At 71.6% G+C, this 14,286-nt stretch carries 8 protein-coding genes; 1 reads left to right on the plus strand and 7 read right to left on the minus strand.

Annotated features, from left to right (window positions below):
• The 4 genes from VFB40_RS02925 to VFB40_RS02940 all read right to left on the minus strand — a co-directional run.
• On the minus strand, positions 1-5,036 hold a 5,036-nt coding region (locus tag VFB40_RS02925), incomplete at its 3' end, for a type I polyketide synthase (RefSeq protein WP_324847690.1).
• A gap of 10 nt (positions 5,037-5,046) precedes the next feature.
• Positions 5,047-6,696: an acyl-CoA dehydrogenase family protein gene (locus VFB40_RS02930; RefSeq protein ID WP_324847691.1), complete on the minus strand. Its 1,650-nt coding sequence runs from the start codon at positions 6,694-6,696 to the stop codon at positions 5,047-5,049.
• Complete coding sequence (locus VFB40_RS02935) at positions 6,693-7,643, minus strand: electron transfer flavoprotein subunit alpha/FixB family protein (protein WP_324847692.1); 951 nt, start codon at positions 7,641-7,643, stop codon at positions 6,693-6,695. Before VFB40_RS02935 ends, VFB40_RS02930 begins: the two co-directional genes overlap by 4 nt.
• Positions 7,644-7,658: 15 nt before the next feature.
• Complete coding sequence (locus VFB40_RS02940; protein WP_324847693.1) at positions 7,659-8,447, minus strand: electron transfer flavoprotein subunit beta/FixA family protein; 789 nt, start codon at positions 8,445-8,447, stop codon at positions 7,659-7,661.
• Between the two features lie 252 nt (positions 8,448-8,699).
• On the opposite strand from VFB40_RS02940, the gene VFB40_RS02945 reads away from it, so the two are divergent.
• The gene (locus VFB40_RS02945; protein WP_324847694.1) at positions 8,700-9,062 is read left to right on the plus strand and encodes a hypothetical protein; all 363 of its coding nucleotides are present in this window, start codon (positions 8,700-8,702) and stop codon (positions 9,060-9,062) included.
• 142 nt (positions 9,063-9,204) lie between these two features.
• On the opposite strand, the gene VFB40_RS02950 is transcribed toward VFB40_RS02945, so the two are convergent.
• From VFB40_RS02950 to VFB40_RS02960, 3 genes are all read right to left on the minus strand, one after another.
• Positions 9,205-11,967 (minus strand): bifunctional YncE family protein/alkaline phosphatase family protein, encoded by a 2,763-nt coding sequence (locus tag VFB40_RS02950; protein WP_349261321.1) that lies wholly within the window; start codon positions 11,965-11,967, stop codon positions 9,205-9,207.
• Between the two features lie 12 nt (positions 11,968-11,979).
• A complete protein-coding gene (locus tag VFB40_RS02955) occupies positions 11,980-13,344 on the minus strand; it encodes an ABC transporter permease (protein ID WP_324847696.1) in 1,365 nt (454 codons plus the stop codon).
• Positions 13,341-14,286, minus strand: a 946-nt coding sequence (locus VFB40_RS02960; RefSeq protein ID WP_324847697.1) for an ATP-binding cassette domain-containing protein, incomplete at its 5' end; no start/stop codon positions are given. The genes VFB40_RS02960 and VFB40_RS02955, both read right to left, overlap by 4 nt.

The raw sequence follows: 14,286 nt of genomic DNA on the forward strand, positions 1-14,286 counted from the left end.
ACGGCGGCGAAGACTTCGGCTTGTTTGACGGTGTCGACGCCGAGGTCGGCTTCGAGGTCGAGGTCGGGTTCGAGCAGTTCCGGCGGGTAGCCGGTGGTCTGCGAGACGATCTCGACGACCGCCGCGGCCACCTCGTCGGTGCCCGTGCCTGTGTCGGAACCTGTGTCACCCTGCTGCGAAACCGGTTCTGGCGCGGCCGGTTCGATCCGCGATCCGGCCATCACCAGGTCGGGTTCGGGCACGGTCACGGGCGCGGTCGTGCCCACGGTGACGTCCTCGGCGACGCGCAGGCGCCGGGTCACCACTTCCAAGCGGGCTTCGGCTCGGCCGCTGACGGAGCTGAGCCACCCGCGCCAGGCCTGCGCGTCCGCGATCCGGTAGGCGTAACCGAGCTCGGTCGGCGCGCGGCGGCGGCCGTCCGGCATGGGCGTCCAGCGCATGAGCGACATCGCGATCTGCGAGCCGAATCCGGCGGCCAGCCGCAGCGCGTAGCGCACGGGGTAGGCGCCGCCGAGGGACAGCTTGAGGTCCCCGAGCTCGGGGTCGCGCTCCTTGAAGTTGGGCACCGGCGGGACGATGCCGGTCTCCAGGGCCTTGACCGCGACGACGTCCTCGATGCCGGCGCCCATCGCGTGCCCGGTGAAGCCCTTGGTGTTGGTGATCACGACCTCGTCGGCCCGCGGCCCGAAGGCGCGTCGCAGCGCATTGATCTCCGCGGCGGCGCTGCCGCCGCGGGCGGGGGTGTAAGTCTCGTGCGACACGAACACCGTGTGCGCCGCGATCTGGTCGCGCTGCACGCCCCGGCTCTCGGCCTGGCGCAGCAGCCGGTCCATGACCTGCGAGATGTGCTCGACGTCGAGGCGGGTGCCGTGGAACGCGCTGTTCGCGACGACCGTGGAGAGCACTTCGCAGATCGGCTGCACGCCGCGCTCGCGGGCGGCCTCGGCGGACTCGACCACCAGCGCGGCGGCCCCGGCTCCGATGATCATGCCGTGCCGGCGCCGGTCGAAGGGCAGCGCCGCGTCCTGCACGGACGCGTCGGTGGCCGCAGCCCCGGAGGCGAGGAAGCCCGAGCCGATCCACGGCAGCAGCGCGTCGCTGGTGGCGTCGTCCGCGGAGACGATGATCACGCGGCGGCAGCGTCCGGTGCGGATCCAGTCCTCGGCCACCGCGAGCGCCATCGTGGTGCTCGCGCAGGCCGCGTTGACCTGGGTGTTGGGCCCGCGCGCGCCGATGATCTCAGCGAACTGCGAGTGGCCCATGGACAGGGCGCGGAACAGGAACCTGCGATTGAACCGGTACGGCTCGGCTGCCAGCAGCTCGCGCAGCCGCGCGATCTGCACGTCAGCCTCCTTACGCGCCGGGTCCGTCTCGGCGATGCGGTCGCGCACCGTCAGCAGCGCGGCCAGCTGTTCGCGGCGGCCGCGGTCGGTGAAATAGTGCTCGAGGTCTGCGGCGAACGCGTCATAGGCCGGGAACGCGGAGGCGAACACGACTCCGGTGTCGTCGCGCATTGACTCCGGCAGGCCCCAGCGGTCCGGCAGCCGGGTGCCGAGCGTGGTGGTCCGGTAGTGCATGACCAGCGGAATGCCGGCGTCACGCAGCGCGTCGAAGCCCGCGCCGACGGCCAGCCGGGTGGATTCGTCGAGTGCCGCGTCGCGCTCGGCGTCGACGCCGAACTCGGCGACCACGTCCAGCGGGGCGTTGCGCCCGGCCAGCTTGATGACCTCGGCCTCGTCGTCGATGCTCTCGAAGGTCGGGTCGCCGGTGGCGCGCTTGACCAGCCGGGTGATGTGCCGGTCCACCATCGCGCTGCGCACCGCCTGCGGCACACTGCCGATGAACTGCTGCCCGGCCAGGATCCGCGCCACGTTCGCGTCGTCGAAGACCCGCTCGACGCCGGGCAGGCCCAGCGCGGCGCCGGTCACGGCGACCGGTTCGCTCGCCGCGGACAGCTCGGCGGGTGAGGCGGCCGCGCCGGAGACGGAAGCGTGCGGGGTCTCGCCGTTGAAGAGCCTCAGGCCCTGTTCGATCGCTCCGGCGAACACCTTGCCCAGTTCGGTGTACGCCGTGGTGGAAAGGTGCGCGGCCTGCGCCGTCGCGGCACTGCGCCGCGGCGCGGAAAGCTCCGCGGGCTTCGGCGCCGTGTCCGCCCGCGGTTCAGCAGAGCTCGCATACAGCCCGGCGGCGTAGAGACCGGCCAGCGCGTTCGTGAACGAGGTCTGGTCGCCGGTCTTGGGGTGGTTGGTGTACAACGCGATCACATCCTCATGCGCCGAGCCGAGCACGTCGTCGGCGAAGCCCTGCAGCGCCTTCTTCGGGCCGACCTCGACGAAGACCCGCGCCCCGGCCTCGTAGAGGGTGCGCAGCCCGGCGATGAACTGCACCGGGGAGGCGACCTGACGGCCGAGCAGGTCGAGCATCGTCTCCACGCCGGCGTCCGCCGGGTAGAAGCGGCCGGTCACGTTCGAGACGATCGGCAGCTGCGGCGGCGCGATGTTCAACCGCCGCAACGCGGCCTTGAGCGGCTCGCTCGCCGGGGCGACGATCCGCGTGTGGAAGGCGTGGCTGACCGGGATCCGGGTCGCGGTCATGCCGGCCGCCCGGAACGCGGCGATCGCCCGCGTGACGTCCATGGTGCCGCCGCCGATGACGGCCTGCTTGGTGCTGTTGATGTTGGCGATGACGACGTACCCGGGGTCCCGCGAGACGATCAGCTCGATCTCCTCGAGCGGGCCGAACACGGCGGCCATCGCCCCGTTGTCCTCGAGCTCCAGCGACGCCATCTCGTGTCCGCGCGCGCTGACCGCCTCGAGCGCCGCCGCGAAGGTCAGCGATCCGGCGGCGGCGAGCGCGCCGTACTCGCCGAGGCTGTGGCCCATCACCATGTCGGGGGTGAACCCGTACGAGGCCAGCAGCCGGGTGAGTGCGAGGTCGGCGGTGAGCACGGCGGGCTGGGTGATCTCGGTCTGCAGCAGCCGCAGTTCCAGCGCCTCGGTGTCGGCGCCGTAGACGAACGAGCTGAGCGGGCGGCCGAGCAGCGGCGTCATGATCGTGTCGGCCTCGGCGAAGGTGTCCGCGACGATCGGCTCGCTCTCGCGCAGCTGAGCCAGCATGTTGACGTACTGCGAGCCCTGCCCGGTGTACAGGAACGCGACCTTTCCCGGCGCGCCGCGGCCGAGGAAGACGCCCTGCGACCGCAGCGCGCGCCACATCGCGGGCGCGGTGAAGGCCTGAATCGCCTTGGCGGCCTTCGCGGCCAGGTCCTCCTTGCCGGTGTAGGCGATCGCGACCCGTACCGGAGCGGCGGCCTTGGCGGCGTCGGGGGGAGCGGGCGCGCGCAGCGCCTTCAGGCCCTTGACGACCTCGGCGTCGTCGCGCCCGGCGACCATCGCGATATTGGCCGGCGGGGGCGTGATGCGTGCGGGGGGAGCGGCGATGGGCGCCGTACGAGCGGGAGCCGTCGAGGACGGTGCCGTCGGTGTGGGCGTGGATGCCGGCGGGCTGGTCGGCGCGGTGACAGTTGCCGACGAGGCGACGGCGGTCGTGGCCGTCGAGATGGTCGGCACGGCGGCTGCGAACGAGCGCGCAGCTCCCTGCGGCCGGTGCTGTCCGGGCACGTACTCCTCCAGCACCACATGGAAGTTCGTGCCGCCGAACCCGAACGCGCTCACGCCGGCGAGGCGAGGAATCCCGCCGGTCGGGTCGGGCCACTCACGCAGCGTGGTGTTCACCCGGAACGGCGTCGCCGCCCAGTCCACGCCCGGATTCGGCCGGTCGAAGTGCAGGCTCGGCGCGAGCGTCCGGTGGTGCAGGCTGAGCGCGGTCTTGGCCAGGCCCGCCGCGCCCGCGGCGGCCTTCAGGTGTCCGATGTTCGACTTCACCGAACCGAGCGCGATCGAGCCCGGCGCGGCTCCCGCCTTCAGGAAGACCTCGTCGAGCACGCCGAGCTCCACCGCGTCGCCGACCGCCGTGGAGGTTCCGTGCGCCTCGACGTACGTGGCGCAGCGCGGGTCGCGTCCGGCGTCACGCCATGCCCGTTCCACAGCCAGGCGCTGGCCGACCGGGTTCGGCGCGGTGATCCCCTTGCCCTTGCCGTCGCTGGAACCGGCGATTCCGGTGATCAGTGCGTAGATTCGGTCGCCGTCGCGCTCCGCGTCCGCGAGGCGCTTGAGCACGAACAGCGCGGCGCCCTCGCCCATCACGAAGCCGTCCGCGCCGGCGTCGAACGGCCGGGTCCCGGTCGCCGACAGCGCCCCGATCTTGCAGAACTTGATGAACGCGCTCGCGCCCATGTTGCGGTCCACGCCGCCGGTGACCGCCGCGTCGTAGTCGCCGGCCTGCAGCCCGCGTACCGCCGAGGCCACCCCGGCCAGGGCGGAGGCGCAGGCCGCGTCCGTGGTGAAGTTCGGGCCGCGCAGGTTGAACAGGCTCGCCACCCGACCGGCCAGCACATTGGACAGCTCGCCGGGCATGGTGTCCTCGGTCACCGGCCGGAACCCGGCCAGGAAGTCGCGCCGGGTCTCCTCGATCACCGCCGTGCGCACCGCGACATCGAGGGCTGCGAAAGAAGGCGCGGTGGAGAGCGAGCGGGCGAACTGGGGAAAGGACAGCCGGGTGTTCGTGTCGTAGTGCTTCTCCCCGCCGATCGCGTTGCCCAGGATCACGGCGACGCGCTCGGGATCGACCGTCCACGACGGCCAGCCCGCGTCGAGCAGCGCCGCGCGCGCCCCGGCGACGGCCCACTTCTGGCCGTCGTCAAGCTGCTCGCCGACCGCGGGCGGGACCGGCAGGCGCCAGCCCAGCGGATCCCACACGAACTGCCGCACCCAGCCACCGATGCGCGAATAGGTCTTGTCCGGTACCGCCGGATCCGGGTCGTAGAACAGCTCCGGATCCCAGCGGCCGGCCGGCACGTCGCCGATCGAGTAGCGGCCGGCGGTCAGGTTGGCCCAGAAGGCCGCAAGGTCGGCGGCGTCGGGCATGATCGCGCTCATGCCGACGACCGCGATCGGTTCGCGGGTGTAAACGTCCATCGTCCTGCCCTCAGCCCTGTGTGCGCCCGTAGAGCGCGTCGGCGACGAGGTCCATGTCCGCGAGCAGTCCGGCCTGGGCGACCCGCACCTCGTCTAGCGGGAGCCGCGCCGTGAGATCAGAGCCCTGTTCCTGAGCGCCGGCGACCAGGCGCGCGCCCTCCTCGGCGACCTTCATGGCCGCCTCGCGCGCGAAGATCCGGCTGATCGCGGACAGGGCGTCGGGGGTGAAGCGCCGGTCCGCCTTGGCGCCGAGCGTGCCCGCCCCGGCGGCCGCGGCCCGGCGGGCCATCGCGGCCGAGCCTTCGGCATAGGCGATCAGCTCGCCGAGGCGCAGCAGCACGTGCTGGCTGCGGGTGAGGCGCCCGACGCGGCAGGCGTCGAGCACGGCGGCGAGAGCGTCGAGGGCCAGGGCCGCGGTGTGCGCACCCTGCTGCGGCCCGGACGCCCGCATCGCGGCCGCGGCGTCGCGGTAGTAGGCGCCCCCGGTCTTGAGGTGGTTCTGCCACCGGTCGCGGGCGATGGTCATCTCCATGATCTCGGAGGTGCCTTCGTAGATGCGGGTGATCCGCACGTCCCGCTTGATCTTCTCGACCATGTAAGGGCGCGTATAGCCGTAGCCGCCGTGCGCCTGGATCGCGGCGTCGGCCGCCGCGTCGCCCGCCTCGGTCGCCAGGTACTTGGCGATCGCGCCCTCGGTGTTGAGGCCGCCGGCCCCGGAGTCCAGTGCGGCCGCGGTCTCCTCCAGGAACGCACGGGCCGCTTCGAGCCGCACCGCGTGCGGGACGATCAGCTTGTGCGTGTAGCCCTGCTTCTCGGAGAGGGCGGCCCCGCCCTGGACCCTGTTCGTCGAGTACTCGATCGCGCGGTCCAGCGCCGACCAGCCGCCGCCCAGGCCGAAGGCGGCGACCATCACGCGGGTGTACCCGAACACCAGCTGTGCCTGGACCAGCCCGCGCCCCTCCTGAAGCCCGACCAGGTTCTCGGCCGGCACCACGACGTCGTCAAGGAACAGCGCCGCGGTGTTGGAGAGCCGGATGCCGTGCTTGTCCTCGGGCGGCGCGCTGGAGAATCCCGGCGCGCCCTTCTCGACCACGAACCAGGACGGCCCGCCGGGCGCGAGCGCCAGCACGGTGTACACGTCCGCGATCGTGCCGTTGCTGATCCACTGCTTGCGCCCGTGGATCCGGTACGCGCCGCCGCCGGCGACCGGGGTCGCGGTCGTCAGCAGCGCGCCGAGGTCGCTTCCGGCCTCGGGCTCGGTCGCGCCGTAGGCGAAGAGGGCGCCGTCGGCGCAGATGCGCGACAGCCAGAGCTTCTTCTGCTCCGGCGTGCCGCCGAACAGGATCGGGTCGCAGCCGAGGAACGTCGCGAACACGGACGTCGCCAGTCCGATGTCGATCCTGGCCAGCCGTTCGCAGATGCGGTACGAGTCGAACGCGCCGCCGCCCATCCCGCCGTACTCCTCCGGGAAGAAGGCCAGCTGCACGCCCAGGTCCTCGCCGCACATCGCGCGCACGGTCTGCTCGGGGCAGACGTCTTCGTGGTCGAGTTCGAGCCGCCGCTCCCACGGCAGCGCGTTCTCGGTGAAGTCGTCGAGTGCCTCGAGCATCAGGCCCAGCGAGGCGGCGTCCAGTCCCGCGGTGCCCGCCCCCGCGTTCACGACCGCTTCCCGATCTCTTCGAGCAGCGCGGGGATCACCGAGAACAGGTCGCCCACCACGCCGAAGTCGGCCGCCTGGAAGATCGGCGCCTTGGGGTCGGTGTCGATCGCGACGACCGTGCGGGAGCTCTGCATGCCCGCGCGGTGCTGGATCGCACCGGAGATCCCGGCGGCCAGGTAGAGCTGCGGGGAGACGGTCTTGCCGGTCTGCCCGACCTGGTACTCGCGCGGGTACCAGTGCTCGTCGGTCGCACCGCGGGAGGCGCCGACCGCCCCGCCGAGGGCGTCGGCGAGCTGTTCGATGAGGCCGAAGCCCTCCGCCGAGCCGACGCCGCGTCCGCCGGAGACCACGATCGAGGCCTCGGTGAGCGCGGGGCGCTTGCCGCCGTCCAGCGCGGTGCGCGAGACGACGCGCACCGCCCGGTCCTGTTCTTTCGCCGCCACTTCGATCCGCTCAACGCGCGGCGTCGCCGCGGCGATCTCAGGGCTCGTAGAGTTCGGGCGTACGGTGATCACGACCGTGCTGCCGAGTCCCTCGCTGCGGACCCGCCACGCGCCGGCGCCCACCGACTGGACCGCGACCGGCCCGGGCTCGATGTCCACCGCGTCGGTGATGATCCCGCAGTCCAGCTGCACCGCCAGCCGGCCGGCGAGCCGCTTGCCCTCGGGACCGGTGGCGATGAGCACCGCGCACGGTCCCTCCCGCCGGGCGACCTCGGCGAGCAGGCGCGCCTGCGCCCCAGGGTCGTCCGCCGCGTCGGCGTCGGCGTATGCGTAGACGGCTGCCGCCCCATACGCGCTCAGCCGGTCGATCACCTTCTCGCTCGGATCGCCGCCGACCACCGCGATCGGCTCGCCAAGCCGCCGGGCCAACGTGAGCAGTTCGAGGGTTGACGTCGCGACGTCGTCGTTCCCGACGCGTTCGGCGAATACCAGGCAGCACGGCATGGCGGGTCCTCAGAGCTAGGGGTGCGGAAGGAGCTTGCGATCGGCCAGGAAGTCGGCCAGCGCCGCGGCGGCGGCGTCCGAGTCGGTGATGACCGTGCCCGCCGCGCGGGGCGGCCGGGCGCTGATCCCGCGCACCGCGGTGGCCGCGCCGGCCAGCCCGGCGAGCGCCGGGTCGAGGCCCAGGTCCGCCAGCGTCCAGACCTGCACCGGCTTCTTGCGGGCGGCGACGATGTTGCGGAAGGTCGGGTAGCGGGCCTCGCCGATCTGGTCGGTGACCGAGACCAGGGCCGGCAGCGCGGCCTCGACCCGCTCGATCGCGCGGTCGGTGCGCCGGGTGGCGCGCACGGTGCCCGCGTCGAGGCTCAGCTCGGAGACGAACGCCAGCTCGGGCAGCCCGAGCAGTTCGGCGATCATCGAGGGGACCACCGACATCTCGGCGTCGGTCGAGCCCATGCCGCACAGCACGAGATCGAAGCCGCAGCGTTCCAGCGCCGCGGCGAGCACCCGCGCGGTGGTCCGGGCGTCGGATCCGTGCAGCGCGTCGTCGAGGATGTGGACGGCGTCGTCGCCGCCGATGGCCAGGGCCTTGTGCAGGCCGGCGGCGGCCGAGGAGGGCCCCATGGTCACATGGGTGACCTGCTGCGCCAGCCCGGCCTCGGCGAGCCGGACGGCCTGCTCGACGGCGTACTCGTCCAGTTCGGAGAGCTGTCCCTCGGCGCTGGCGCGGTCGAGGGTGAGATCGTCGGAGAAGCCGGCCTCGACGGTGGACGCGGGCACTGACTTGACCAGGCACAGGATCTTCATCTGCCGGCTCCCTGTGGACTGCGGCGGTATTCCACGACCGTAGCCAGCGGGCCCGCGTCGCCTACAGGGTCCTGATTCCCGGTCTCGGCGGGACCTTGGTCACTGCCCGCCATGTGCCGGCCGGATCCCGCCGTTCGCCATGCACCACCGGCCGTTCGCCGATCGCGCAAGCTCAGCCGATCGTGCGGGATCTGGCTTACGCTGTAGGTGATTGAGCTGACGGGTTGTCAGGTTGGGGAGGACGGTCCACTGATGGATCCGCTTTCGGTCGATGCGCTTACCGCGCTGGTCGTGCGAGCCGCGGCCGGCGAAGCCGGCAAGGGCGCGTGGAGCGGCCTGCTCGCGCTCGCACGCCGCGCTTTCAAGCGGTCCCATCCCGCGCAGAACGCGCTGGAACAGGCCGCGACGGGCGACCACGCCGCCGCGGCCCGAACCGCCGAGCACCTCGTCGCGCAGGCACAGCTCGATCCGGCGATCGCCGAAGCGCTTCGGGCCTGGATGGCCGAGACCCTCGAGCAGGCGGGTCAGGTGACCAACACCGTCAGCGGCGAGGCACGGATCCACGGGAACGTCGTGCAAGCCCGCGACATCAGCGGCCCGATCACCTTCAACTAGCGCGGCGTTCTCGCTCTCAGCAGCGGTGAAAGCCCGTGAAAAGGGAAACGCTCGGCCGGGTGGTCCGGCCGAGCGTCTCGGTGAAGCGGTATCAGGTTCCGGCGATCAGGTGATCACCGGAGCCTGTCCCGTCGATCGGATATCAGTTGTCTGAGTCCGCGGACGGGATGAACGCGCCGGGGACCTCGTTGGGGGCGTAGATCTTCTTGTCCCCCGGGTACGGCTTGGCCCAGCCGGTGGTCTGGTAGTAGACGTAGCGGTTCATCTGCTCCGGGTTGGCGTAGTCCGGAATGGCGCTCGGACCGACCAGGCGCTGGTGCGAAGCCCACGCCTTCCACTGGGCCGCCACCGACTGCTCGGCGCTCGGAACGGTCGTGGCCATCGCGTTCGCCCTGGCGACGGACGCGGAGGACTGGCCGGCCGGCACGTTGGCGCCGCAGGACGGCTGCTGCGAGAGACCGAGCGTCAGCGAGGTCTGGTTCGGTACCGCGGTGAACGGCGCGTAGTTCGGCTTCGAGGTGAACGCGTCGGTCATCGGGGTGGCCGCGGAGTCGAGCTGGTTCATCGGGTGGATGCCGAGAATCTGCTCGATGGTGCGCATCATCTCGATCTGCGAGTAGTAGTGGTCGTCCACGACTCCGTGGTTGGCCCAGGGGCTGATGACCTGGACCGGGGCGCGGTGGCCGTCCACGTGGTCGAGGCCGGCCTGCGAGTCGTCCTCGACGACGAAGATCGCCGAGTCCTTCCAGTACTTGCTGTGCGAGATCGTGTCGACGATCTGGCCGACCGCGAGGTCGTTGTCGGCGACTTCGGCGGCCGGGCTGGGCGGGCCGCCGGTGTGGTCGTCGGAGAGCCAGAACATGTTGAGGTTGGCCGGGCCGCTCTTCTCGAAGTCCTGCTTCCAGACCTGGGCCTTGTAGATGTCCGGCACCGAGAGGTCGAACAGCGGGAAGCCCTGGACGGACACCGCGTTCAGCGACGGGATCGCCGAGCCGACCTGGATCGGGTAGGCGCTCGGGGCGCCGGTGGCGGCCATGGTCTGCGTGTCGCAGTAGTAGTTCTGCCAGCTCGCCCCGGCCGGCTTGTTCTCGATCGACTGGAACTCGCCGTAGTCCTTGACGCTCTGGCCCGCGGCCTGCGCCCCGGTCCAGATGAAGCCGGACTCCTGGTGGCCCAGGACGTCGTTCTCCGTGTCGTAGCTGCGCAGGTACTCGCCGGCGGAGGACTCGGTGTACTCCGGGTCGTCCGCCTGCATCAGCCAGTTGTGGCCCTCGGCGGAGTTGGTGCCGACGTCGTAGAAGTTGTCGTAGAGGCCGAACTGCGCCGCCAGGGCGTGCTGGTTCGGAGTGACGGCCTGGCCGAACTGGGTCAGCGTCGGGTCACCGTTGCCCTGCGGCATGTCGCCGTAGACCTGGTCGTAGGTGCGGTTCTCCTTGACGATCAGGAAGACGTGCTTGATCGTTGAGGGGTCGCCGATCCGGGCCGGCACCGGCACGGCCTTCTTGTTCGGGTTCTTGGCGTACTGCACGGAGCCGGGCGTCCAGCCGTTGTACTGGAAGACCTTGCCCGTGTAGCCGCGGATCGCCTGGTCGCTGGGCAGCGTGAAGCGCGTCAGGCTGCTGGTGGTGTCGTGGGTGTTGTGGCCGGCCGCGACGGTCGGGCGCAGCGCGTCGACGCCGCGGGTGTTGGCCACCACGATCTGGTTGCCGACCGTGGCGACCTCGGCCGGGAAGTAGTCGGTCGGCAGCAGGCCGACGTAGCTGACCGGCTGGTGCGCCGAGGTGAAGCGGTACACCGCCACCGCGTTGGCCCGGCCGAGGGTCACCAGCAGGCGGCCGTCGGAGGTCAGGGATATCGCGTCGGGCTCGTAACCGACCGAGGCCTCCGGCCACGGCTGGGTCGAGATCGTCTGGACCACCTTGTCCTTGGTGGCGTCGATCACCGAGACGGTGTTGCTGTTGGTGTTGGCCACGAACACGGTGTTGCCGGCCGCGTACACCGCGGTCGGGTGCAGGCCGACGCCGATGCTGCCGACGGCCGCCGCCGGGTTCGCCGTGTCGATGACGCTGACCGTGCCGGTGGTGGAGGAACCGGTCTGCGGGTTCGCCGGCACGTCGGTGCCGTACGAGTTGATGGTCGTGTCGCCGGCGACGGCGGTGCGGCCGCCCTCGTTGCTCACGTACAGCTTGCCGCCGACCAGGACGATGCCGCGCGGGGCGATGCCGGTGTTCCAGCTCTGCGTGATCGCGCCGGTCGCGGCGTCGATGGCGACGACCCGATTCTGGCCGTTGACCGCCGCGTAGACGGTCGAGCCGTCGGCCGAGAACACCGCCTTGGCCGACAGCGCGTGCTCGGCGCCGTTAGCCGGGATCGCGACGTCGACCGGGTTGGCCAGGGTGCCGTCGGCGTTCACCGTGAACTTGGTGTAGCCGTCGGTCCGGCCGATCCACAGCGACTTGCCGTCGGGGGAGTAGGTCGGCGAGGTCTGGCCGACGTCGTTCCCGCTGATCTGCAGGTTCGCCGCGGCGTTCTTGCCGACGACCTGCTGGACCTGGTAGCTGCGCAGGTCGATGATGACGAGGGCGACCCCGCCGTCGGCCACCGTGGCGGCCACGTGCGTGCCGTCCGGGCTGACCGACGCGCCCATGATCTTGCCCTGGTTGACCACCAGGCGGGTGCCGATCGGCTTGATGTACTGGTCGCTCGCGATGACCTCGCCCTTGCCGGTCAGCTCGCCGACATGCTGGGTGCCGAGCTGCGTGGTCGACGCGGAGCCGACGGTGGCACCGGTGAAAACGAGCGCGACCGAGGCCACGCCGACCTTGGTGAAGCTTCGTCGGCCACGCCGGCCGTCGGGAACACCCTGAGACTTCCCGACAGGCCGTCTACGGCGCGTTACCTGCATTGAGTCATTCCTTTAGTGAGAAGGAAGCAGATCAACGTTGCCGTCGAACTGCCACAGCGGGTTCGGCTCGGTCCCGTCAGGGGTCTGAACCAGGAAGTAGCCGTTCACTTCCTTCGGCCCATCGCCGTCGGCGATGTACCGCCCGTTCGCGGTGACGTCGAGCTGGTAGATGGCCTGACCAGTGATCGCGACGCCGGGGATGTGCCAGGTGACCGTGCAGCGCCAGTCGTTGCCCGGCCCTTCTTGCGCGGCCAGCCCCTCGCTCTTGGTGCACGAGGCCGTGGTCTGCAGCTGCGCCTCGGTGACCGGCGGACGGTGCAGCTGCTGCTCCTGTAGCCGGTAGAGGTGGCCGAACGCGGTGGCGACCGACCGCTGCACCTTGTCCTGATCGATGCCGGAGCCGGTGGCCCCGGTCGAGACGGCCAGGACGCCGATCGTGGCCGCGAGCAGGCCGGCCAGCGGCAGCGCGCCGACGGTCAGGGCCCTGCGCCCGGTGCCGTCGTTGGTGAGGTTCGTGAAGTCCCGGCGCAGGAACAGCAGGTACGCCAGCGCGGTCGCGGCGACGGCCCACGCCAGGCTGACCGCGACGCCGATCAGCAGGGGGCTGAGTTGCTGCGGCTGCGCGAACAGGCCGTTCCAGGAGATGAAGGCGTAACCGGGCAGCGCCAGGCGCACGGCCACCGGCAGCGGCAGCATCTGCGCCAGCTGCATCGCGAACGCGACGGTCACCGGCAGCAGCAGGCCCATCGGCGAGCGGCCGAGCGCGACGGATCCGAGCAGCCCGATGGCCGCCAGCGCCAGCGTCGGGGCCAGCGCGCAGGCCCAGGCGAGCAGCACCTTGCCGGCGGCGTCGCCGGGGGCGAGGCTGTGCCCGTCGAGGCCGATCAGGGGTTTGTTACCGACCGCGAGCAGCCCGCCGACGATGCCGGACGCGACGAGGCCGGCCACCAGCAACAGGATCACGGTAAGGCTGGCCAGCGCCTTCGCCGCGAAGATGCGGCGATGCGAGCGGACCGCGACCAGCAGGTGCCGCCAGGTGCCGAGCCGGTCCTCGGAGGCGAACACGTCGCCGGCCACCAGCGAGGTGAGCAGCGGCAGCGCCCAGGTTCCGGAGAAGCCGAGGGTCACCAGCGGCCCGGCCCAGCCGGTGGTGTGCATCCAGCGGCCGAACAGGGTGTCAGAGGGCAGATTGCTCTGCTGGTTGATCCCGAAGACCGCGATCCCCGGGCCGAGCCAGCAGGCCAGGATCAGGAGCCTTACTCGCCATGGGGAGAACTGCTTGACAAGTTCGAAGCGGTACGCGCGCGAGACCGGCACCGGGCTCGCCGCCGGAGGCCGGGCGCCGACGGCGGGTGCTTCGGCGATCGTCGCGGTCATCGGCCGGCCTCCTCTGCCTGCGCTGCTTCTTCGTGCGCTGCTTCTTCGTGCTCTGCTTCTTCGTGTTCTGCTTCCTCCTGCGCCGTTTCCTCTTGCGCTGCGTCTTCCTGCTCCGTGAGGGCGAGGAATGCGGCTTCGAGCGGCGAGACGACCGGTGCGAGTTCGCGCACTGCGACGTCCGCGCGCACGAGCCGCGCCACCAGTTCGTCGAGGGCGGGCACCTGCGCGCGCACCACCAGCACCTCGCTGTCGTGGCGGTTGACGGCGTCGGAGCCCTCGACGATGCGTATGCCGGAGGTCTCCAGCGCCACCGTGCGGGCGGCCTGCGGGTCCGAGGTGCGCAGCCGGTAGTCGAGCTCGCTGTTCTCGGCGGAAAGCTTGCTCAGCGGCCCGGAGAAGACCACGCGTCCGGTCGCCAGGATGGTGACCTCGGAGCACAGCGCCTCGAGGTCGTCCATCCGATGGCTGGAGAGGATCACCGTGGTGCCGTCCGCGGCGAGGCGGCCGAGTACGCCGCGCACGTGCTTCTTGCCGGCGGGGTCCAGTCCGTTGGAGGGCTCGTCGAGCACCAGCAGCCGCGGCTTGGCCAGCAGCGCGGCGGCCAGGCCGAGCCGCTGGCGCATGCCGAGGGAGAAGCCGCGGACCTTGTCGTCGGCCACGTCGGTGAGCCCCACCTGGTCCAGCGCGTCGGCCACCTCGCCGGCCGCAGCCCCGGCCGTGCGCGCGTCGCGGCGGCGCAGCGCCGCCAGTGCGGCCAGGTTCTGCCGGGCGGTGAGGGTGGGGTAGAGCCCGGGTCCGTCGACGAAGCCTGCGACGCCGTCCGGGGCCGCCAGCGCGCGTCCGACCGGCGTGCCCAGGATCTCGAGGCGCCCCTCGTCGGCGACCGCCAGGCCGAGCAGCAGCCCGAGCAGCGTCGTCTTGCCCGCGCCGTTCGGCCCTACC

This window comes from Actinocrinis sp. (assembly GCF_035650855.1).
In the GTDB taxonomy this organism is placed as follows: Bacteria; Actinomycetota; Actinomycetes; order Streptomycetales; family Catenulisporaceae; genus Actinocrinis.

Coding starts and splice junctions, on each gene's coding strand:
- VFB40_RS02940 (WP_324847693.1), bottom strand. CDS start 8,447: ATGAAGATCCTGTGCCTGGTCAAGTCAGTGCCCGCGTCCACCGTCGAG.
- VFB40_RS02950 (WP_349261321.1), bottom strand. CDS start 11,967: ATGCAGGTAACGCGCCGTAGACGGCCTGTCGGGAAGTCTCAGGGTGTT.
- VFB40_RS02945 (WP_324847694.1), top strand. CDS start 8,700: ATGGATCCGCTTTCGGTCGATGCGCTTACCGCGCTGGTCGTGCGAGCC.
- VFB40_RS02935 (WP_324847692.1), bottom strand. CDS start 7,643: ATGCCGTGCTGCCTGGTATTCGCCGAACGCGTCGGGAACGACGACGTC.
- VFB40_RS02955 (WP_324847696.1), bottom strand. CDS start 13,344: ATGACCGCGACGATCGCCGAAGCACCCGCCGTCGGCGCCCGGCCTCCG.